Origin of the sequence: Mesorhizobium sp. WSM4935 (assembly GCF_029625735.1) — a bacterium.
In the GTDB taxonomy this organism is placed as follows: Bacteria; Pseudomonadota; Alphaproteobacteria; order Rhizobiales; family Rhizobiaceae; genus Mesorhizobium.
In genome coordinates this window covers 698342-719140 of sequence record NZ_JARTVR010000002.1, presented here as the reverse complement: position 1 = coordinate 719140, position 20799 = coordinate 698342, and the positions used below count along the sequence as shown (strand labels likewise).

The following is a 20799-nucleotide window of genomic DNA, read 5'->3' as shown; positions in this document are numbered from 1 at the left end:
GCACCCTTGCGGCCTACTTCCTGGGAGGAATTTCAGCAGGCAGATACCGCGAAATTTCGAAGCCCGCAGCAACCTGGCACATGGTCGGTTTCTTCCAGCTCTTCTTCATCGCATTCTCCTCTTCTGCCAGCCCGAAGGGCCAGTCATGTCGTTGGCACCATTGCGGGCGGGTGCAATGGCTCGTCCATCACTTCACAAATGGACAAATGAAACACCGGGTTCTCAAACAACTAAAAGAAACTGTCCGCATCGGAGATCGGTTCCTTCCTCCATCGTCTCGCCCGCTTTTGCCTGGCAGGGCTGTCCAAGCGATTCATGTTGGACAAGCCGTCTACTTGCAAGGACTTCTTGGTCAGCGGGCTGTCCGCGGACATCGCCGTATCTGTCGGCGCCCTCGGAGCCGCAGTCGCTTTGCGCCGTCAATTCAAGCGCGTCAGCCAAGCTCGGCTCGCTGCTTCGGTTTCAGCGAAGCAAAAGACAGAAAAAGACTTCTTTTTGCGATCCGGCCCGGATGCTCTCTTGCAGGCCTAGAACACGCTGGGCCCGCCTGGGAGGCGACGCATAACAAGAGAGCGGCTGCCAAAACGCCGCTTGGCATGGGTCGTTGAATGGGCCGATGCCGGCAACAGCCATGGGGAACTACGACAATGAAGACATTCCGAAACTGCCTGATGACCGCAGCCGCCGCGGGCCTGCTCAGCCTGGGGCTTGCCGCTCCCGCCAATGCCGGCGCCATCCGCCTCGGCATGACGACCTGGGTGGGCTACGGGCCGCTGTTTCTTGCCCGTGATCTCGGCTACTTCAAGGAAGCCGGCGTCGATGTCGATCTGAAGATCATCGAGGAATCAGCGCTTTACATGGCGGCGGTCGCCGGCGGCGACCTGGATGGCGCTGCCTCTACCGTCGACGAGCTGATGAAGTACCGCTCGGACGAGCTCTGCTTCAAATATGTGGTGGCGCTCGACGACAGCCATGGCGGCGACGGGGTCGTCACCCAGCCCGACGTCAAGTCGCTCAAGGATCTGAAGGGCCAGCCCGTCGCGCTGAACGAGGGCTCGGTTTCCGAATTCTGGTTCAACGTGCTCCTGAAGAAGGAAGGCATGACCGAGGACGACGTCAGCGTCACCAACATGACCGCCGATGACGCGGCGACCGCCTTCATCGCCGGCCAGGTTCCGGCCGCGGTGACCTGGGAGCCGCATCTCACCGAAGTCCGCAAGGGCGGTAAGGGCAAGGTGCTGATCGATTCCACGACCACGCCTGGCCTGATCGTCGATGTGATCGCGCTCAAATGCGACCTGATCGAGAAGCACCCCGAGGACGTGAAGGCTCTCATCAAGGGCTATTACAAGGCGGTGGAATACATCAAGACCAATCCGGAGAAGGCCTATGAGATCATGGCCAAGGGTATCGGCGGCTATCTGGAGAAGCCCGAGGATTTCGCGGCCGGGGCCAAAGGCGTGCGCTACTACGATCGCGCCCGCAACCTGGAATTCTTCGGCACTCCGGAGAAGAGCGAAGCGGCCGACCTGGTGAACTTCGCACAGGATATCTGGGGCAAGGCCGGCAAGCTCAAGATGACGATCGACTCGAAGACCATCCTCGACACCGATTTCATCAAGGAACAGTGAGCCTTCGGATCGCCGGCGTTGGCCCATCCGGGCCAACGCCGTTTTTTCGAAGCCAGGTTTTCGCGTTTAGGTTCTACGGAGGCCATCCATGGCACAGAGGCGGACGGCGTGGACGCGCCTGACGACCCCATTCGCCAACATCCCCGCCGGCACGGCAACCACGCTCGCGCTGGCGATGTGGGTGGTCGTGATCGGCGGCTGGGCTTTGCTGTCCTACGGCCGCGTCGTGCCGAACATGTTCCTGCCGACGCCCGGAACGGTGCTCGAGACGACCTATCGCATGTCGCTGGACGGCAGCCTCTTCTACCACACTTTGACAAGCGCCAAGGTGGTGATCCTGGGCTTCATCGTGTCCTCGCTGATCGCGGTGCCGCTGGGGCTGTGGATGGGCACCTATCGGGCGGTGCAGGCGCCGCTCGAGCCGCTGGTCAATTTCATCCGCTACCTGCCGGTGACTTCCTTCGTGCCGCTGTTCATCCTGTGGATCGGCATCGGCATCGAGCAGCGCATAGCGGTCATCTTCTTCGGCACGTTCTTCCAGCAGTTGGTGATGATCTCCGACTGCGCGCGCAGCGTCTCCAGGGACCTGGTCAACGCCTCCTACACTTTGGGCACCAAGCGCTCAGAAGCGGTGTGGCACGTTATCTTCCCTGCAGCGCTTCCCTCGATCCTCGACACCCTTCGCGTCACCATGGGCTGGGCCTGGACCTATCTGGTCGTGGCCGAGCTCGTCGCCGCGTCGAGCGGCCTCGGCTATATCAGCCTCAAGGCGATGCGCGGCTTCCAGGTCGACGTGATCTTCATGGCCATCGCCGCGATCGGGCTTCTCGGCCTGATCACCGACACGGCATTCCGCATTCTCCGGGCAAGGGTCGCGCCATGGGCACCTTGATCTTGAACGCATCCTCGCAAACCGCAGCCGGACCAAGGGTAGTGATGACCGAAACCGTCAAGGCGAACAATTCGGGCGGCATGGCCTCTGCCAATGCGCGTGCGGCCGGGACCACGATGGCCATTGAGGACGTGACGCTGCGCTATGGTGACGTCAATGGCGTGCTGGCACTGGACGATGTGTCGTTGAAGGTGGCCAAGAACGAATTCTGCGTCATCGTCGGCCCTTCGGGATGCGGCAAATCCAGCCTGCTCTACCTTGCAGCCGGCCTCAACGACGCGACCTCGGGCAGCATCAAGGTCGACGGCAGGGAAGTGATCGAGCCCGGCCCCGACAGGGGCATGGTGTTCCAGAGCTATACCTTGTTTCCCTGGCTAACGGTGCGCGCCAACGTCGAATATGGGCCGAAGCGCAAGGGGCTGCCGGCGGAGCAGCGCAGGCAGATCGTCGACCAGTATCTCAACGAGGTCGGCCTTGCGCCTTTCGCCGACCACTATCCTGCGCAGCTTTCCGGCGGCATGAAGCAGCGCGTGGCGATCGCGCGCGCCCTCGCCAACGACCCGGCCGTCCTTTTGATGGACGAACCCTTCGGCGCGCTCGACAGCCAGACGCGCGGCACCATGCAGAAGCTGCTGCTGCGGGTCTGGGAGCGGCAGCAGAAGACGGTGCTCTTCGTCACCCACGATATCGACGAGGCCCTGGTGCTCGGCGATCGCGTCCTGGTGATGACGGCGAGGCCCGGCAAGATCAAGGCCGAGATCAAGGTCGATATACCCCGGCCGCGCTCGATGGACGTGATCCTCGAGCCCGACTTCATCGCGCTCAAGCGCCGCATCCTTGGCCTGCTGCACGACGAGATCGACGAGGATCACTGAGAGCAATCTCAGATAGTTGGGGGCAGTTCGGCGTGCAAACGCTGAACTGCCCTAACGTCGAAGGGGTTGAGGCTCCCTACCTTTGACCGTTCTGCCCCGAGCCCAGGATCATCTCCGAAACCTTCTGCCCGATCATCATGCTTGGCGCGTTGGTGTTGCCGCCGATCAGCTTCGGCATGACGGAGGCGTCCGCGACGCGAAGCCCGTCCACGCCGCGCACTTTGAGGGTCGCCGGGTCGACGACCGCCATATCGTCCGTTCCCATCTTGCAGGTTCCGACCGGGTGATAGACGGTCAGCGCCTCGGCGCGCAGATAGGCGAGGATCTCGTCGTCGCTGCAGACATTCTTGCCGGGCAGCATCTCCTTGCCGCGCACCGCGTCGAACTCGGACGAGGCAAGGATCCGGCGCGCGATCTTGATACCTTCGACCAGCACCATGGCGTCGTCTTCATGCGTGAAGAAGCGGTGGTCGATCAGGACCTCGCGGCGAGCATTGTCGCGCGACAGCCTGATTTCGCCCACGCTTTTCGGCCGAAGCACGCAGGTGTGAACAGCGTAGCCGTGGCCGTATTCGATCAGTCGGCCGCGATGGCTACGATAGCCCGGCACGAAATGGAACTGGATGTCGGGCAGGCCGTTCGCATGCCTGGTCTTCGCAAAGCCGCCGGCTTCGACGTAATTGGTGGTGAGCATGCCCTTGCGGCGCGCGAAATACTGGAAGGGTGCCGCCGCCATGCGCGGCAGATTGGCGATCGACAGGCCGAGCGTCCTGGTGCTCCTTGAGCGCACGGTGATCATGCCGTCGACATGGTCCTGCAGGTTCTTGCCGACCCCTGGCAGGTCGAGAACCGGCGCGATGCCGATCTGCTTGAGCTCGTCTGCCGGACCGATCCCCGACGCCATCAGGATCTTGGGCGAGTTGATGGCGCCGGCCGAAAGCACGATCTCGCGGCTGGCGGAGAGCAGTTTCTGCCGACCCTCATGCCGCACGCGCATGCCTGTCGCGCGGCCCTCGGCGATGACGAGATCGATCACCTCGCATTGGCTGAGCAGCGTCAGGTTCCTGCGATCGAGGACGGGACGCATGAAGGCGCTGAAGCTGCTGAAGCGCTGCCCTCGATCCTGCGTGACGTTGTAGATTCCGACACCGAACTGGCTTTCGGCGTTGAAGTCCGTGTTGGCAGGCAGGTCGGCATTTTCACCGGCCCTAACGAACATGCTCGAAAGCACGTTCGGATCGCGCGGATTGTCGACCAAAAGCTCCCCGTCGGTGCCATGATAGCGCGGATCCTGGGCAAGCAGATTGCGCTCCAGCTTCCTGAACACGGGCAGCACGTCGCGATAAGCCCAGCCGGCGCAGCCGAGCCTTGCCCACTCGTCATAATCCTCGGCGGCGCCGCGAATATAGACCATCGAATTGATCGAGCTCGATCCGCCCAGCGCCTTGCCGCGGTTGACCGGAATCCTGCGGTTGTTGAGATGAGGTTGCGGCACGCCGACGAAACAATAATCGTAGTTCGGGTTGCCGTAGAGCGAGAGGATGCCCGCCGGAACCTTGACCCGCAGGCTGTTGTCGCTGCCGCCGGCCTCGATCAGACACACTCTGACCGATGGTTCGGCGCTCAGCCGATTGGCGACCACGCAACCGGCCGAGCCGGCGCCCACGACGATGTAGTCAAATTCCGTCGCTTCCATCCACCCCCCAAGACGCGGTCTCGGCCGCGGGTTCTTCCCAGACCGGTTTGCCGCCGACGATCGTTTTCAGCACTTTGATATCCGCGATCCTGTGCGGCTCGACCTGTAGCGGATCAACGGAAAGGACGATGAAGTCGGCGAGCTTCCCCGCCGCCAAACTTCCCTCATCCTTTTCCCGGTGGCCGGCAAAGGCTGCCCCCAGCGTATAGGCGTGGAGCGCCTGCGCGACGGTGATCCTTTGCTGCGGGACCCAGCCTGTTTCCGGCTGGTGGTCCAGGCTTTGGCGCAGCACCGCATTGCGAATGCCAATGAGCGGATTGAGGTCGACGATGGGCCAATCGGTTCCAAACGCGACGGCGCCTCCTGCCTCAAGAATGGAACGAACAGGAAAGGCCCGCGGCAAGGACTCGGAGCCGACACGCACTTCCCACACTCCCTCCATCCCGAGCCACTGGTCGCGTGGATAGATCATCGCGGGTTGGAAACTTGCTATCGCTCCTATCTCGCCAAAACGCTCGATGTCGCGCGCGGTGGGTATTTCGCAATGCTCTACCCGCGGCCGGCACCGCCTTGAGCGTTCCCCGTCCGCGGCATAGGCGTCGAGGGCCATCTCGATGGCGCCCGTTCCGATCGCGTGCGTCCAGACCTGAAATCCTTCCTGCTGCGCACGGCTGACGGCCGCGTTGTAGGCCGCTGCCTTCCACAGGCATGTTCCGGTTTCGCCCGGTCTGTCGGCGTAGCCCTGGGGCATGAAGCCGGTATGGGATTCCAAGACGCCGTCCAGGAAGAATTTGATGACACGTCCGTCGAGAAAGTCAGGGTCGAGGTCATCCCTCCATCCGGACACGCGCGCGATCACCTCGTCGATGTTCGAGTCCGGATTTACAATACTCGACAGACTGAACCGCAGGCTCAGCTCGCCATTCGCAAATATCTCAGCAAGCAAGGGCACCGCTTCGTCATCCATCCCCGCGCTTTGGACCCGCGACAATCCCAAACGGTTTGCTTCCTTGATGGCGGAGAGCAACGCGGATCGCATATCGGATTGCGAGGGTTGGGAGACCAGCGCCTCAAACTTGGACCACGCTTTCTCCTTCAGCCATCCGGTCGGCTCACCCCTCGCATCTCTAACGATTTCGCCACCCTCAGGGTCGGGCGTGTCCCGGCTGATGCCGGCAAGTTCCAGCGCCTTGCTGTTCACCCAGGCGGCGTGCGCCATGCCGGAACGGAAGAAAACCGGACGATCGGCAACAACTTGATCGAGAAGCGATTTGTGGAAGCCGCCTTCGGGGAGATCCGGGTAGCCGTAGCTGAACTCGCTGCCCACGATCCATGCCCGGTCGGGATTGGCATGCGAATAGACCTTCAAGCGCGTAAGGACGTCGCCAAAGGTCTTCGCTTCGCGCAACCGCACCTCATCGAGATATTTGCTTCCCCAGGCAAAATGGACATGGGCGTCGATGAAAGCCGGCATTGCGAACCGGCCTTGGAGATCGACGATTTCAGGGTCTTTGGATGCTTGCGCCCTGACGGAGGACGAAGACCCGACAGCCACAATGCGGTCGCCGCGAACAAGCATCGCCTCAGCAACGGGGTTCGCCGCATCGACCGTGTATAGCGCGCCGTTTGCGTAAAGGGTGTCTCGCGCCATTTCAATCTCAGCGGTCGTCGCTCTCATGCGGGTGTTGAAAGCAAGCAACCACCAAATCCGAGGCGGAAGAATAACTTTTTCCGGTACCCGTGCTTAGGGCTTGCCTAAGCCTGCAATGTTCGGAGGTGATGTCGTCGATGTTGGTCGCAGGAATTCGCACTCAGCTCTGCGATGCCGCTGGAGCGTTTAGGGATAAGCTAAGCACTGACACATGAAATCATAATTTTCGCTCCGCCAGCCCGTCACTAAAAGCAAACCGGACCTCCATCGCAGCGGCGAAAGCCCCATCGGAAGAGACGTGGATATGTCGGTTGAGAAGATAGACACGCTCGTTGTCGGCGGTGGCCAGGCCGGGGTGGCCATGAGCGAGCATCTTAGCAAATGCGGGGTGCCTCATCTCGTTCTCGAGCGCGGCCGGATCGCCGAGCGCTGGCGTTCGCAGCGCTGGGACTCCCTCGTCGCCAACGGCCCGGCCTGGCATGACCGGTTTCCGGGCATGGAGTTTCCCGTGACGGGTCCCGACGGCTTTCCGTCCAAGGAGGAGGTCGCCGACTATTTCGTCGCCTACGCCAAGCAGATCAACGCGCCGATCCGCTGCGGCGTCGAGGTCAAGCTGGTGCAAAGGAATGTCGGCCGTCCGGGATTTCGCGTCGAAACCTCGGATGGCGTGATCGAAGCCAACAGCGTCGTGGCCGCGACCGGGCCTTTCCAGGTTCCCGTCATCCCGCCTCTCGTTCCCGCCCATGCCGGCATCCTGCAAATCCATTCCAGCGCGTATCGCAACCCCGCGCAGTTGCCAAAGGGCGCCGTGCTGGTGGTCGGCGCGGGATCGTCTGGCGTGCAGATTGCCGATGAGCTGCAGCGCTCGGGCAGGCGCGTCTATCTCTCGGTCGGCCCGCATGACCGTCCGCCACGCGCCTATCGTGGGCGTGACTTCTGCTGGTGGCTGGGCGTTCTCGGCAAATGGGACCTCGAGACCCCGGGACCCGGCACGGAACACGTCACGATCGCGGTCAGCGGCGCGCGCGGCGGCGAGACGATCGATTTCCGCCGCCTGGCAGCGCAGGGACTTACGCTGGTCGGCATGACAAAGACATACCAGGATGGCGTGATGACCTTCGCGCCTGATCTTGCGAAGAATATTGCCCGAGGCGACGCCAGCCTGATGTCGCTGCTCGACGAGGCTGACGCCTATGTTGCCCGCAATGGGCTCGACCTTCCGGACGAGCCCGAGGCCCGCCGGATCGACCCCGACCCGGAATGCGTGACCAATCCGATCCGCGAGCTAGATCTGGCCAAGGCTGGGATCGCGACGATCATCTGGGCGACGGGCTTTACCGTCGACTACAGCTGGCTGAAGGTCGATGCCTTCGACGAGAAGGGCCGGCCACGGCATCAGCGCGGCGTCTCGACCGAGCCCGGGATCTATTTCCTGGGGCTGCCCTGGCAATCGCGCAGGGGGTCGAGCTTCATCTGGGGTGTCTGGCATGATGCCAAGCACGTGGCCGACCGTATTTCGACGCAGCGCAAATATTTGGCCTACCACGCCGCCGCAAAGCGCGAGCCCGTGGACGCCTGACCAAAGCTGACGCTGCTAGCCCGGCCTGATGGAGACCAAGATGGCGCATACGCGAATTCGCAAATTCAATACGAAAGACACCTATCCCGAGCAGAAGCTCGACAATGATCTCTGCCAAGCCGTCGTCACGCGCGGCGGCCGCACCGTCTATCTGCGCGGCCAGTGCCCGCAGGACCTCGACACGGCCAAGAACATCGACAGCCACGATCCGGCCGAGCAGACCCACAAGGTCATGCAGAATATTAGGCAGCTCATCGAGGAGTGCGGCGGCACGATGGAGCATCTGGTGAAGGTGGTTGTCTACATCACCGATGTCCGCCACCGCGAGGCCATCTACCGGACGATGGGCGAATACATCAAGGGCGTGCATCCGGTTTCTACCGGACTGGTCGTGTCGGCGCTCGCGCGGCCGGAATGGCTGGTCGAGATCGACGGCACCGCCGTCATTCCGGACTAAAGCGCCATGACCTTCTCCATCGTCGCGCGCTGCAGGCGCACAGGCATGTTCGGCGTGGCGGTATCCTCGTCGTCCCCTGCGGTCGCTGCCCGCTGCGCCTACGCGCAGGCTGGCGTCGGCGCGGTCGCCAGCCAGAACGTCACCGACCCGACGCTCGGGCCGCGGGCTTTGGAACTGATGGCGCGCGGCGCCTCCGCCACGGAGGCCGTCGCGATCCTGAAGCGCACGGGCGCTTTTATCGAGTACCGGCAGATACTGGCTGTCGACGCCGCGGGCGGCAGCGCGATCCATTCCGGGCCGAAGGCGCTCGGCATCTGGGCCGAGGCGCGTGGCGAAGACGTCGCCTGCGGCGGCAACCTGCTCGCGAACGCCGGCATTCCGCAAGCCATGGTCGACGCTTTCCTTGCCTCCGAAGGCGACCTTGGCGACCGGCTGATCGCCACGATGCGCGCCGCGCTCAAGGCGGGCGGGGAGGCGGGGCCCGTCCGCTCCGCCGGAATGAAGCTGGTGCGCGATGTGTCCTGGCCCGTTGCCGACCTGCGTTGCGACTGGACCGAGGCCTGCCCGATCGAGCAATTGGCGATGCTGTGGGACATCTACAAGCCCCAGCTCGATGCCTATGTCACCCGCGCCCTCAACCCGTCCGATGCGCCGAGCTACGGCGTTCCCGGCGACGAATAGTCCGATCGGTTCTGGAGCCAGCATGAGCGAACTCAGCCACAAGGAGTGGGTCGGCAAGGCGTCTGCGATCCGTTTTCGCGACAAGGCGTTCATCGACGGCAAGCCGGTGTCGGCGCGCTCCGGCCGGACCTTCGCCAGCATCAATCCGGCCACGGGAGCGACGCTCGCCGAGGTCGCCTCCTGCGGAGAGGAGGATGTCGATCTTGCCGTGGCCGCGGCCAGGCGCAGCTTCGAGGCCGGCGTCTGGTCGCGAGCGGCCCCCGCGCATCGCAAGCAAGTGCTGCTGCGGCTGGCGGAGCTGCTGCGCGAGAACCTGCCGGAGCTCGCGCTGCTGGAGTCGCTGGACATGGGCAAGCTGGTCAAGGATGCCGCCACCATTGACGTGCCAGGCTCGGCGGCGACCTTCCAGTGGTATGCCGAGGCGATCGACAAGGTCTACGACGAGGTGGCGCCGACCGGGCAGGGCGACTTGGCGCTGGTGCGGCGCGAACCGCTTGGCGTCGTTGGCGCCGTGGTGCCGTGGAATTTTCCGCTCGACATGGCGACCTGGAAATGTGCGCCGGCGCTGGCGGCAGGCAATTCGGTGGTGCTGAAGCCGGCCGAGCAGTCGCCTTTCTCGGCGCTCAGGCTGGCCGAGCTCGCCATGGAGGCGGGCCTTCCCGCCGGTGTGCTCAATGTGGTGCCGGGCCTCGGCGAAACCGCCGGCCAGGCGCTTGGCCGCCATATGGACGTGGATTGTCTCGCCTTCACAGGATCGACCGCCGTCGGCAAGCTGTTCATGCAATATTCCGGCCAGTCGAATATGAAGCAGGTCTGGCTGGAGACCGGGGGAAAAAGCCCCAATCTGGTGTTCGCGGATTGCCGCGATCTGGACGCGGTCGCCGACATGGCTGCCTTCGGTATCTTCTTCAACCAGGGCCAGGTGTGCTCGGCAAATTCCCGGCTGCTGGTGGAGCGCGGCATCAAGGATGCGCTGGTGGAGAAACTGGCGGAGCGTGCGGCAGCGACGCAACCCGGCGACCCTCTTGACCCGGCGTCCAAGATGGGAGCGATGGTGGACGCGCGGCACGCCGCGACCGTCATGCGTTTCATCGATGGCGGCAGGAGGTCGGCGCGGCTGGTGGCCGGCGGCGACCGGGTGGCGATCGATGGGCGCGGCAGCTTCGTGCAGCCGACGATCTTCGACAATGTCTCGCCTGAAGATCCACTTGCCCGCGATGAGATATTCGGCCCGGTGCTGTCGGTGATCGCCTTCGACACCGAGGACGAAGCACTTCGGATTGCCAATGACAGCGTCTACGGCCTGGCGGCATCGCTGTGGACCGACAGCCTGTCGCGGGCGCACCGCATCGCGGAGAGGCTGCGCGTTGGGACGGTTTCGGTGAATACGGTCGATGCGCTGAGCCCGATGACGCCGTTCGGCGGGTTCAAGCAGTCCGGCTTCGGGCGGGACCTGTCGCTGCATGCGCTCGACAAATACACCGCGCTGAAGACCACCTGGATCAAGTACTGAGGAGCGGCCGCGACTTGATCACAGGGTGCAAACCGGCAACATAGGACCATGCCGCTCCGCTTCACGCTCAGACAACTCGAATATTTCGTCGCCGTTGGTGAAGCCGGCTCGATCGCCAAGGCGGCCGAGCAGGTGAATGTCTCGCCGCCGTCGATTTCGGCGTCGATCGCGCAACTCGAAGCGGAGTTCGGCGTCCAGCTCTTCGTGCGCAAGCACTCGCACGCGCTGGCGCTGACGGCGGGCGGGCGCCTGTTCCTCAAGGAAGCCGCGCGGCTGCTCAACGATGCGGATGCGCTGCATGACATTGCCGGCGATATCGCCGAAAAGGTACGTGGGCCGCTGGCGATCGGCTGTCTGCTCACGTTCGCGCAGATCGTGCTGCCCGCGCTGCGCCGGAAGTTCGAGGATGCTTATCCGGAGGTGCGCGTCAGGCAGTTCGAGCGCAACCAGGGGCAATTGTTCGAGATGCTGCAGCGCGGCGAGATAGACGCAGCGCTCACCTACGATCTCGAATTGTCGCAGGACATGACCTTCGAGCCGCTGATGCAGCTGCCTGCCTATGTAATGCTGCCGGCCGCGCATCGCCTGGCGGGGAGGGCGGGCATCACGCCGGAGGAACTGGTCGATGAACCCATGGTGCTGCTCGACCTTCCTTACAGCCGCGAATATTTCCTCTCGGCTTTCCAAGGCCTGCGGCCCAGGATCGCCGAGCGCACCGGCGACATCGCCGTGATGCGTTCGATGGTCGCCAACGGCTTCGGCTATGGCATCGCCAACATGCGGCCGCTCAACGCCATGTCGCCAGATGGCAAGCTGCTGGTCTTCGTGCCCTTGCTGGGCGACATCAGGCCGCTGACCATGGGAATTGCCTTGCCCAATGCCGAGCACCGCACGCTGACGGTACAGGCCTTCATCGACCATTGCCGCCGCTTCGTCGTCGAGCAGGGTGTCTTCGGCACCGAACGCATCGTCAAGTGAGCGACATCACGGCCAGCCGTCGGCAAGCCGCGACAGCAGTCTTTCCAGCATGTCGTCGCAACGCCGCAACTGTTCGACGCTGACGAATTCGTCCGGCTTGTGTCCCTGTGCCATTGAGCCCGGTCCGCAGACGACGGCAGGCGTGCCGAGATCGCGGCTGAACAACCCGCCTTCCGTGCCGAAGGCGACCTTCATCGTATCGTTGGCGCCGGTCAGCGATTTGACGAAGGCCACCGCTTCCGAAGCGGTCGGCGTGTCGAGACCTGGATAGGTGTTGGTGATCTCGATGTCGATCGCCGCTTCGGGCGCGATCGAAGCAGCGTCGGCGGCAATGCGCGAGGCGGCAGTCCGCAGCCGGTCGAGAATGCCTGCAGCATCGTCGGCGGCGACGTTGCGGATCTCGAAATCGACCACGCAGAGATTGGGCACGATGTTGAGTGCCACACCAGCATTGATCTTGCCGACATGCACAGTCGTATAGGGAATATCGTAGTCGCCGTCGCGGGCGCCTTCGCGGGCCAGCCGATCCTGTTCGTCGCGCAGGGCGCGCACGAAGTCGCAGCCGAGATGAATGGCGTTGAGCGCCAGCGGGGCGAGCGCCGAGTGGCCTTCACGGCCCTTGCAGAGGGCGCGAGCCGCGAGCTTGCCCTTGTGTCCCGTCGCCACCTGCATGTTGGTCGGCTCGCCGACGATGCAGAGCAGCGGGCGTTGCGGCGCCGCGCTCAGCATGTCGATCAGGTCGCGAACGCCCAGGCAGCCGACCTCCTCGTCGTAGGAGAGCGCCAGATGCAAGGGCGTGCGCAGCGGCATTTTCGAGGCCTTGATGCAGGCTGCGAGCGCCGAGGCCACGAAACCCTTCATGTCCGCCGCGCCGCGCCCGAAGAGCTTGCCGTCACGTTCGGTCATCGCGAATGGCGGCAGGGTCCAGTCCTGGCCGTCGACGGGAACGACATCCGTGTGGCCGGAGAGCATGATGCCGGGCCTGTCGGCCGGTCCGATCGTGGCAAAGAGATTGGCCTTGTGGCCGTCCGTGCTGTGGATGAGCTGGCTGGCTATGCCATTCGCTTCGAGCAGGTCCGCCGCGTAGCCGATGAGGTCGAGATTCGAGTCGCGGCTCACCGTCGGGAAGGCGATCAGCCTTTCGAGGATCCTGATGCTGTCCATGTCTGTTGTCCCGTTGCCCGCAGCCGGTTGTCTACATCGAGCGGTCGCCGCCCTGAAGTCGAATTTGGCTCAGCCCCGGTTCATCGCAGGCTAATCCCCGGATGCGCGGTTAGGCGCGTCCTAATCCGCACGGAAGAATTCCGTAGTTTTCCCGCGCCGACGCCAACTTATGAGTAATCTCGGCGGATCGGCAGGACCGAGCCGGCATGAAGGAAGCTATTATGCGCGACCCACGCTACGACATTCTGTTCGAGCCGATGAAGATCGGTCCGGTGACCGCCAAAAACCGCTTCTACCAGGTTCCGCATTGCAATGGCGGCGGCTATCGCGATCCATCGGCCGCGGCCGAGATGCGGCGCATGAAATCCGAAGGCGGATGGGGCGTCATCTTCACCGAGCAGACGGAGATGCATCACACCTCCGAGATCACGCCCTTCATCGAGCTGCGCCTGTGGGACGACGCCGACATTCCGGCTCTGACTAAGATGGCGAAAGCCATGCACGAGCATGGGGCGCTCGCCGGCATCCAGCTCGCCTATTCCGGCATCAACGGCCCCAACCTCTATACGAAGGAGGTCCCGCGCGGGCCGTCGGCCCTGCCGATCCGCACCTTCACCAACGACCCGGTGCAGGCGCGCGCCATGGACAGAGAGGATATCCGAGACCTGCGCCGCTGGCACCGCAATGCCTTCAAGCGCGCGAAGCAGGCGGGCTTCGACCTTGTGTGCCTTTACGGCGCGCACGGCTTCGGCATCATCCAACATTTCCTGTCGACCGCCACCAATCAGCGCAGCGACGAATATGGCGGCTCGCTGGAGAACCGCTCGCGGCTGATGCGCGAACTGATCGAAGAAGGGCGCGATGCGATCGGCGACACGTGCGGCCTGACGCTCAGGCTGTCGCTGGACGAGATGATCGGCGAGCTCGGCTTCGCCAACTCGGAAGTTCGCGATCTGATCGAGATGCATGCCGAGCTGCCCGATCTCTGGGATCTCGCCCATGGCGCCTGGGAGGATTGCTCCGGGCCGTCGCGCTTCAAGGAGGAAGCCGCGCAGGAGAGCCTCGTCTACGGCATCAAGAAGCTGACCTCGAAGCCGGTCGTCGGTGTCGGCCGCTTCACCTCGCCGGACGTGATGGTCAGGATGATCAAATCGGGCACGCTGGACTTCATTGGCTGCGCGCGGCCGTCGATCGCCGATCCCTTCCTGCCGCGGAAGGTCGAGGAGGGCCGCATCGAGGACATTCGCGAGTGCATCGGCTGCAACATCTGCATCACCGGCGACATGACGATGTCGATCTCGCGCTGCACGCAGAACCCGACCTTCATGGAGGAGTGGCGCAAGGGCTGGCATCCGGAGCGCATGCAGGCCAAGGGCGACAGCGACAGTGTGCTGATCGTCGGCGCCGGACCAGCCGGACTTGAGGCCGCCCGCGCGCTCGGCCTGCGCGGCTATCAGGTGGCATTAGCGGAAGCGGGCACCGGACTCGGCGGGCGCGTGGCGCGCGAGTGCCTGCTGCCGGGCCTGTCGGCCTGGGGCAGGGTGCGCGACTATCGTCAGTATCAGCTCGGCCAGATGCCGAATGTCGACATCTATTTCGAAAGCCGGCTGTCGGCCGACGATATCCTGTCCTTCGGTTTCCAGAACGTCGCCATCGCCACCGGATCGAGCTGGCGGCGGGACGGCGTCGCGCGCGCCCATGTCGTGCCGATGCCGATCGACGCCGCGATGCCGGTCTACACGCCCGACGATCTGATGGACGGCAAGCTGCCTTCGGGTAATGTGGTGCTGTTCGACGACGACCACTATTACATGGGCGGGGTTCTCGCCGAGCTGATGGCGCGGCAGGGCGCGAAGGTGACCCTGGTGACGCCGTCGGCCTATGTCTCGGACTGGACCCGCAACACGCTGGAGCAGGGCGCCATCCACCGCCGCCTGGCGGAACTCGGAGTGGATATCGTCCTCAACAGGACTGTCACGAACATCGCTTCAGGCGGAGTCGTGACGGCCTGCGTCTATACCGGCGCACGACAGGAGTTGGCGGCCGATGCCGTCGTCCTGGTCACCTCGCGCAGTCAGGACGACGCTGTCTGGCGCGAGCTCAAAGCAAGAGAAAACGAATGGGCCGGCAACGGCATCCGTTCGATCAAGGTCATCGGCGATGCGGAAGCGCCGGGACCGATCGCCTGGGCAACCTATGCCGGCCACCGCTTCGCCCGCGAGCTCGACGAACCCGATATTGGCGATGCGCTGCCTTTCCGGCGCGAGGTGACGGCACTGGCGGACGCCTAGCGCTGTTCGCTTCGGAGCGGATCGACCGATTTCGCCATCAGCGCGGCATGCAGCCGGAAAAATGTTGGCGGTCAGGATTCTCCTTGAGGCTGGCGCGCAGTTTGGTCAGTTTGTCCCCAAGCAGGACCACTTGCCAGGCCGCGCCGGACAGGGAGAACAAGCAATGCGCACCAAAACCAGCATCCGCGTCGTCGGCTGCCATGCCGAGGGGGAGATCGGCGACGTCATCGTGGGCGGCGTTCTGCCGCCCGTGGGCCGCACGATGATGGAAAAGATGATCGCGATGGAGCGCGATCACGACCATATCAGGCGCATGCTGATCTGCGAGCCGCGCGGCAGCGTTGCCCGTCACGTCAATCTGCTGGTGCCCTCGACGCGCGAGGATTGCGCCGCGGGCGCCATCATCATGGAGCCGACCGAATATCCGCCGATGTCCGGCTCCAACACGATCTGCGTCGCCACCGTGCTGCTCGAGACCGGCATGGTGCCGATGCAGGAGCCCGAGACGCGCTTCAAGCTGGATATGCCGGGCGGCGTTATCGAGGTCAGCGCCGAATGCCGCGACGGCAAATGTCTGTCGATCACCTTCCGCAACGCGCCGGCCTTCGCCGAGCGCCTCGATGCCAATATCGAACTCGAGGGGTTAGGAACGCTGAAGGTGGATATCGCTTATGGCGGCATGTTCTACGCCATCGTCGATGCCAAGGCGCTTGGCTTCTCAGTCGTCCCCGACGAGGCGCGCGAGTTGGCCGTTGCTGGCGAGAAGGTCCGCCGCGCGGCGCGCGAGCAGCTCGATGTCGTGCATCCGCAATTCGACAATGTGCGCGGTGTGTCCATCGTCCAGTTCGCCATGCCGTTCCAGGGGCCTGGCAATGTCACCCGCAACACCTGCATCGTCTCGCCCGGACGCTCGGACCGCAGCCCGACGGGAACCGGCACGTCGGCCCGTATGGCGGTGCTGCAGGCGCGGGGCCAGATGAAGGAAGGCGAGGTGCTGATCCATGAATCCATCATCGGCTCGCGCTTCACCGGCAAGATCCTCGAGCTCACCGAAGTCGCCGGGCGCAAGGCGATCGTGCCGCAGATAACGGGCAGGGCCTGGATCATGGGCGAGCACAATTATTATCTCGATCCGACGGACCCTTATCCGCAAGGCTACGTGCTGTCGGACACCTGGGGCACCTCGACTTCAGTGACGCAATAGAATTTCCTGCAGCGGCGGCGGCTCGGATCAGCCGAGCGCCTGAACGCTTTCCAGCTCGGCAGGGCATTTGCGCCTGGACAGAATGTCAGCGGAGCTTGCAGGGAAGCGCCTGCTCTGATTCCCTGCGCTTGGTGGGGGTCGCCTGATTCGCGTGCTTGTAGTTCCGGTCCCGCATCGTGGGGCAGGGCCGCAGGTGCTTTTGGTAGAAAGATGAAAAAATGACCGCCAAGCCGGAAATCCTGGAGATGAGACCCAAGATCACCGTTGTCGGGGTCGGCGGCGCCGGCGGCAACGCCGTCAACAACATGATCGCCGAAGGGCTGCAGGGCGTCGAGTTCGTCGTCGCCAACACCGACGCGCAGGCGCTCACCATGTCGAAGTCGTCGCGGCTGATCCAGTTGGGCGCGCATGTGACCGAGGGCCTGGGCGCGGGATCGCTGCCTCAGGTCGGAAGTGCCGCGGCGGAGGAATCCATCGACGAGATCATGGATCATCTGGCGGGAACGCATATGTGCTTCATCACCGCCGGCATGGGCGGCGGCACGGGAACCGGTGCGGCGCCCGTGATCGCGCGCGCCGCGCGCGACGCCGGCATCCTGACGGTTGCCGTCGTCACCAAGCCTTTCGTCTTCGAAGGCAAGCGCAGGACCCAGGCGGCCGAGGAAGGCATAGAGCGGCTGCGCGAGAGCGCCGACACCGTGATCGTCATCCCGAACCAGAACCTCTTCAGGGTTGCCGACGCCAGGACCACATTCGCCGATGCCTTCGCCATGGCGGACCGGGTTCTCTACGCCGGTGTCGGCTGCATCACGGACCTCATCGTCAAGGAAGGCCTGATCAATCTCGATTTCGCCGACGTGAAGTCGGTGATGCGGGACATGGGGCGGGCGATGATGGGAACCGGCGAGGCCTCCGGAGAGGGGCGTGCCAAGATCGCGGCCGAGGCGGCGATCGCAAATCCGCTCCTCGACGAAGCCTCAATGTCGGGCGCCAGGGGGCTGCTCGTGTCGATCTGCGGTGGCATGGACATGACGCTGTTCGAGGTCGACGAGGCCGCGACGCGGATCAGGGAAGAAGTCGACGCCGATGCCGACATCATCGTCGGCGCCATTTTCGACCAGGCCTTGGCGGGAAAATTCCGCGTATCGGTCGTTGCGACCGGTCTGCGCAAGAGCGCGGACATCGCCCAGTTCGAGCAGCGGATCGCCTAACTCCACGGCGCGATCTTCGATCGCGCCGATGGCGCGGCGCAATCGGCCGACGCCAGCTTGCGACGGCGAACAGACCCCGGCTGCCGAATATCACCGGCAGGTGTACTTACGCGCGCGGCTCTTCGTCGCTACCTTTCATGCCGAGGGCATATAACCGCGGCTGACGGGGAGGCGCTCGATGAAAAGCTTCGTCTATAACGGCCAGCCGGCACGAGTCGTCTTCGGGTCGGGCACCATTGCCCGGCTGCCGGAGGAGATCGAGCGGTTGGGGCTGAAACGTGTGCTCGTGCTGGCAACGCCGCCGCAGGATGCCGAAGCCCGGCGTCTGGCCGGATCGCTTGGCGGCACGGCGGCCGGCGTCTATGCCAAGGCGACGATGCACACACCGGTGTCGGTGACAGAGGACGCGCTGCGGGTCGTGGCGGAGCTCCAGGCCGACGGGCTAGTTGCGGTCGGCGGCGGCTCGACGACGGGCCTCGCCAAGGCGATCGCGTTGCGCACGGACCTGCCGCAGATCGTGATGCCGACGACCTATGCCGGCTCGGAAATGACGCCGATCCTCGGGGAGACAAAGGATGGCGTGAAGGTCACCCAATCGAGCCCCAAGGTGCTGCCCGAAGTGGTGATCTACGATGTCGACCTTACGATGACGCTTCCCGCTTCCTTGTCGGGAACAAGCGGCATGAACGCCATCGCCCATGCTGTCGAGGCGCTCTATGCGAGAGAAAGCAACCCGGTGATAAACTTGATGGCGACCGAGGCCATTGGCGCGTTGGTGAGCGCCTTGCCGGTCATCGCCGGGAACCCGCACGACCGCGAGGCGCGCTGCGAGGCGCTTTACGGCGCCTGGCTTTGCGGCATCTGCCTCGGCTCGGTCGGCATGGCGCTGCATCACAAGCTTTGCCACACGCTGGGCGGCAGTTTCGATCTGCCGCATGCGGAGACCCATACGATCGTGCTGCCGCATGCGCTGGCCTACAACGCCCCCGCCATTCCGGCCGTCATGGAGATCCTGCGGGCCGTGCTGAAGACAGACGATCCTGCCACGGCTCTCTACGATCTCGCCGGCCGGATCGGCGCAAGGCGCGCGCTCTCCGAGATCGGCATGCCGCCCGACGGGATCGACATCGCGACGGACCGCGCGCTGGCCAATCCCTACTGGAACCCGCGGGCACTGGAACGGGAACCGATCCGGGCTCTTATCGCGCGCGCCTATGCCGGCGAGCCGCCGCAGGCCTGAGAAAGCCGGCAGCAAGCGCACGTCGCCACGGAAGAGCCTCGGCAATCTGGTCGAGCGCTTCTTCAACAAGCTCAAGCAGTTCGCATCGCAACCCCGCTGCGACGAGCCGGTTGCCAACTTCATGGGCGACCTAGTCGGTCTGCATCCAGACCGCCTTCGTCTCAAGATATTCGTGCAGATGCTCGACGCCGCCCTCGCGGCCGTAGCCGGACATCTTCATGCCGCCGAACGGCACGGCCGGATCGATGGCATGGTACATGTTGACCCAGACCGAGCCGGCCTTGACGCGGCGCGCGAGCTTGTGCGCGGTGCCGAGATTGGTGGTGAAGATGCCGGCCGCCAGGCCGTAGGGCGTTGCGTTGGCGCGCGCGACAACCTCATCCAGCGTGTCGAAAGGCATCGCCGAGATGACCGGTCCGAAGATTTCTTCCCGCGCGATGGTCATCTTGTCCGACACCGCGCCGAAGACGGTCGGCGCGATGAAGTTGCCGCCGTCATAGAGCTCGCCCGTCAGCCGCAAGCCACCGGCGACCAGCCGGGCGCCTTCGTCGCTGCCCGCCTTGATGTAGCCTTCCACCTTGCCCGCCTGCCTTGCATTGATCAGCGGCCCGATTTCCGTCTCCGCTTCGATGCCATGGCCGACGCGCAGCTTGCCGGCGAACTCGGCGACCCGGCGCACGAACTCGTCATGGATATCGCGCGCCACGAACAGGCGTGAGCCGGCGATGCAGATCTGACCGGAATGCACGAACACCGCCATCGCCGCGACCGGCACGGCTTTGTCGATGTCAGCGTCGCGGCAGACGATGATCGGCGACTTGCCGCCGAGCTCCAGCGAAACACGCTTGAGGTTGGCGACGCCGGCGCGGGCGATCGCCTGGCCGGTCAGCGTCGAGCCGGTGAAGACAATCTTGTTGACATCCGGGTGCTCGGCGAGCCGTGCGCCGGCCTCGGCGCCGGTTCCGGTGACGATGTTGACGACGCCGTCGGGGACGCCGGCCTCCTGCATCAGCTTCGCGATCAGGAGCGGCGTCAGCGATGCATCCTCCGAGGGCTTCAGCACGATGGTGCAGCCGGTGGCCAGAGCCGGTGCGATCTTCCAGATCGAAGCAGCGGTGGGCGCATTCCAGGGAATGATCGCGCCGACGACGCCGACCGGCTCGCGCCGGGTGAAGGAGACGATCTCGCCGGGGATCGAATTGTCGATCGTCTCGCCATGCAGCGCGGTCGCCATGCCCCCATAGAAGCGCAACATACCGATGACGCGGCGCCGGTTGGCCAGCGTGCGGGTGATCGGCAGCCCCATGTCGAGCGTGTCGGAGACGCTGAGCTCTCCCCAATTTTTTTCGAAGAGGTCGGCGATCCGCAGCAGCACGCATTGCCGCTCGTAGGGCGAGAATTCGACCAGGGGCCTTCGAAGGCCGCGCGTGCCGCAGCCACCGCCGCGTCGATATCCGCGGCTCCGCCGCGCGGCACGGTGGCCAGCACTTCGCCCGTCGCCGGGTTCAGCGCCTGCATCTCCTCACCGGATTGCGCCGCCACCCACTTGCCGCCGATGAACATCGGCCGGAATTCGCCATGGTAGAGCGCGGCGGCCTTCGCCCTCGGGTCGAAATTCAGCGTCATCGTCTCCTCCTCACGAATTCCGACGCGACTATTACTCCCGCAGCCGGCGACCTCAAACAAGGGAAGCTAAAGGGGCGTTTCACATAATCGGACTGTGCCAGGCGCGCGTC

At 64.2% G+C, this 20799-nt stretch carries 15 protein-coding genes and 1 pseudogene; 12 read left to right on the top strand and 4 right to left on the bottom strand.

Translation table 11 applies throughout. The features are described from left to right. Nucleotides 1-647 precede the first annotated feature (647 nt). From P9273_RS07605 to P9273_RS07595, 3 genes are all read left to right on the top strand, one after another. Nucleotides 648-1631, top strand: coding sequence for an ABC transporter substrate-binding protein (locus P9273_RS07605; protein ID WP_052458616.1), 984 nt, complete (start codon nucleotides 648-650; stop codon nucleotides 1629-1631). A gap of 88 nt (nucleotides 1632-1719) precedes the next feature. Further along, nucleotides 1720-2523 carry an ABC transporter permease gene (locus P9273_RS07600; RefSeq protein WP_278048322.1) on the top strand — a complete coding sequence of 268 codons (804 nt, stop codon included), beginning with the start codon at nucleotides 1720-1722 and terminating at the stop codon, nucleotides 2521-2523. Between the two features lie 80 nt (nucleotides 2524-2603). Beyond that, entirely contained in the window at nucleotides 2604-3398 is a 795-nt protein-coding gene (locus P9273_RS07595) for an ABC transporter ATP-binding protein (protein ID WP_442920197.1), read from the top strand. 76 nt (nucleotides 3399-3474) lie between these two features. Here P9273_RS07595 and P9273_RS07590 read toward each other — a convergent pair whose 3' ends face one another. Both P9273_RS07590 and P9273_RS07585 read right to left on the bottom strand, forming a co-directional pair. After that, the gene (locus P9273_RS07590; RefSeq protein ID WP_278048321.1) at nucleotides 3475-5094 is read right to left on the bottom strand and encodes a GMC family oxidoreductase; all 1620 of its coding nucleotides are present in this window, start codon (nucleotides 5092-5094) and stop codon (nucleotides 3475-3477) included. Further along, complete coding sequence (locus P9273_RS07585) at nucleotides 5075-6793, bottom strand: amidohydrolase (protein WP_278048320.1); 1719 nt, start codon at nucleotides 6791-6793, stop codon at nucleotides 5075-5077. Before P9273_RS07585 ends, P9273_RS07590 begins: the two co-directional genes overlap by 20 nt. Nucleotides 6794-7049: 256 nt before the next feature. Here P9273_RS07585 and P9273_RS07580 point away from each other — a divergent pair, with 256 nt between their 5' ends. Genes P9273_RS07580 through P9273_RS07560 form a run of 5 tightly spaced genes read left to right on the top strand, consistent with a single transcriptional unit; the run spans nucleotide 7050 to nucleotide 11953 of the window. After that, the gene (locus P9273_RS07580) at nucleotides 7050-8324 is read left to right on the top strand and encodes a flavin-containing monooxygenase (protein ID WP_278048319.1); all 1275 of its coding nucleotides are present in this window, start codon (nucleotides 7050-7052) and stop codon (nucleotides 8322-8324) included. 40 nt (nucleotides 8325-8364) lie between these two features. Beyond that, nucleotides 8365-8781 (top strand): RidA family protein, encoded by a 417-nt coding sequence (locus P9273_RS07575; RefSeq protein WP_278048318.1) that lies wholly within the window; start codon nucleotides 8365-8367, stop codon nucleotides 8779-8781. Between the two features lie 6 nt (nucleotides 8782-8787). After that, complete coding sequence (locus P9273_RS07570) at nucleotides 8788-9462, top strand: DUF1028 domain-containing protein (protein WP_278048317.1); 675 nt, start codon at nucleotides 8788-8790, stop codon at nucleotides 9460-9462. Between the two features lie 22 nt (nucleotides 9463-9484). Continuing rightward, entirely contained in the window at nucleotides 9485-10975 is a 1491-nt protein-coding gene (locus P9273_RS07565) for an aldehyde dehydrogenase (protein ID WP_278048316.1), read from the top strand. Nucleotides 10976-11023: 48 nt separating this feature from the next. After that, entirely contained in the window at nucleotides 11024-11953 is a 930-nt protein-coding gene (locus P9273_RS07560) for a LysR family transcriptional regulator (protein WP_278048315.1), read from the top strand. A gap of 6 nt (nucleotides 11954-11959) precedes the next feature. Here P9273_RS07560 and argE read toward each other — a convergent pair whose 3' ends face one another. After that, the gene (argE, locus tag P9273_RS07555; protein ID WP_278048314.1) at nucleotides 11960-13117 is read right to left on the bottom strand and encodes an acetylornithine deacetylase; all 1158 of its coding nucleotides are present in this window, start codon (nucleotides 13115-13117) and stop codon (nucleotides 11960-11962) included. A 221-nt stretch (nucleotides 13118-13338) separates the two neighbouring features. Here argE and P9273_RS07550 point away from each other — a divergent pair, with 221 nt between their 5' ends. The 4 genes from P9273_RS07550 to P9273_RS07535 all read left to right on the top strand — a co-directional run bounded on the left by P9273_RS07550 (nucleotide 13339) and on the right by P9273_RS07535 (nucleotide 19063). After that, complete coding sequence (locus P9273_RS07550) at nucleotides 13339-15408, top strand: oxidoreductase (protein ID WP_336619368.1); 2070 nt, start codon at nucleotides 13339-13341, stop codon at nucleotides 15406-15408. A gap of 163 nt (nucleotides 15409-15571) precedes the next feature. Next, nucleotides 15572-16612: a proline racemase family protein gene (locus P9273_RS07545; protein ID WP_278048312.1), complete on the top strand. Its 1041-nt coding sequence runs from the start codon at nucleotides 15572-15574 to the stop codon at nucleotides 16610-16612. A 218-nt stretch (nucleotides 16613-16830) separates the two neighbouring features. Further along, entirely contained in the window at nucleotides 16831-17823 is a 993-nt protein-coding gene (ftsZ, locus tag P9273_RS07540; protein ID WP_040996104.1) for a cell division protein FtsZ, read from the top strand. A 178-nt stretch (nucleotides 17824-18001) separates the two neighbouring features. Continuing rightward, nucleotides 18002-19063, top strand: coding sequence for a maleylacetate reductase (locus tag P9273_RS07535; RefSeq protein WP_278048311.1), 1062 nt, complete (start codon nucleotides 18002-18004; stop codon nucleotides 19061-19063). Between the two features lie 130 nt (nucleotides 19064-19193). Here the strand turns inward: P9273_RS07535 and P9273_RS07530 are convergent. Beyond that, nucleotides 19194-20689: pseudogene (locus tag P9273_RS07530) on the bottom strand (aldehyde dehydrogenase family protein). Between the last annotated feature and the right edge of the window lie 110 nt (nucleotides 20690-20799).

Coding starts and splice junctions, on each gene's coding strand:
- P9273_RS07605 (WP_052458616.1), top strand. CDS start 648: ATGAAGACATTCCGAAACTGCCTGATGACCGCAGCCGCCGCGGGCCTG.
- P9273_RS07600 (WP_278048322.1), top strand. CDS start 1,720: ATGGCACAGAGGCGGACGGCGTGGACGCGCCTGACGACCCCATTCGCC.
- P9273_RS07595 (WP_442920197.1), top strand. CDS start 2,604: ATGGCCTCTGCCAATGCGCGTGCGGCCGGGACCACGATGGCCATTGAG.
- P9273_RS07590 (WP_278048321.1), bottom strand. CDS start 5,094: ATGGAAGCGACGGAATTTGACTACATCGTCGTGGGCGCCGGCTCGGCC.
- P9273_RS07580 (WP_278048319.1), top strand. CDS start 7,050: ATGTCGGTTGAGAAGATAGACACGCTCGTTGTCGGCGGTGGCCAGGCC.
- P9273_RS07575 (WP_278048318.1), top strand. CDS start 8,365: ATGGCGCATACGCGAATTCGCAAATTCAATACGAAAGACACCTATCCC.
- P9273_RS07570 (WP_278048317.1), top strand. CDS start 8,788: ATGACCTTCTCCATCGTCGCGCGCTGCAGGCGCACAGGCATGTTCGGC.
- P9273_RS07565 (WP_278048316.1), top strand. CDS start 9,485: ATGAGCGAACTCAGCCACAAGGAGTGGGTCGGCAAGGCGTCTGCGATC.
- P9273_RS07560 (WP_278048315.1), top strand. CDS start 11,024: ATGCCGCTCCGCTTCACGCTCAGACAACTCGAATATTTCGTCGCCGTT.
- argE (WP_278048314.1), bottom strand. CDS start 13,117: ATGGACAGCATCAGGATCCTCGAAAGGCTGATCGCCTTCCCGACGGTG.
- P9273_RS07550 (WP_336619368.1), top strand. CDS start 13,339: ATGCGCGACCCACGCTACGACATTCTGTTCGAGCCGATGAAGATCGGT.
- P9273_RS07545 (WP_278048312.1), top strand. CDS start 15,572: ATGCGCACCAAAACCAGCATCCGCGTCGTCGGCTGCCATGCCGAGGGG.
- ftsZ (WP_040996104.1), top strand. CDS start 16,831: ATGACCGCCAAGCCGGAAATCCTGGAGATGAGACCCAAGATCACCGTT.
- P9273_RS07535 (WP_278048311.1), top strand. CDS start 18,002: ATGAAAAGCTTCGTCTATAACGGCCAGCCGGCACGAGTCGTCTTCGGG.